Source organism: Vibrio sp. 10N.222.48.A3 (genome assembly GCF_041475345.1).
Taxonomy (GTDB): Bacteria; Pseudomonadota; Gammaproteobacteria; order Enterobacterales; family Vibrionaceae; genus Vibrio; species Vibrio tasmaniensis_A.
In genome coordinates, this window is record NZ_JBFRVX010001102.1 from 1 (window position 1) to 286 (window position 286).

Genomic DNA, 286 nt, shown 5'->3' on the forward strand with positions numbered 1-286 from the left:
GGATAGTTTCGTCACCATCTCGTTCAATGGTTCCACTGCTCACTAAGCTCGATCCACTTACACCGGCAGCAGTTGCGAACTCTTCGCCTAACTCTGTAGGATCTTGCCCTTCTTCTAAAGCGGCAAAAATATTTTCAATGTCTTGGTCAAGATCGACTTCATCGCCATCTTTTCCTTGTGGCGTAAAGCGCTTAACTGAAATCTGAGATTCAGAATTTGCATTTTGGGATTCTAAAACGACATCCCCAGCTTGTAATGGCTGTCCGTCTTCTAGGACCTTGATTGT

1 protein-coding gene is annotated in these 286 nt (G+C 44.8%); it reads right to left on the bottom strand.

What is annotated here, in order from left to right; translation table 11 throughout:
- Positions 1 to 286: hypothetical protein (locus tag AB4653_RS23985; RefSeq protein ID WP_372105497.1), on the bottom strand; the 286-nt coding region annotated here is incomplete at both ends.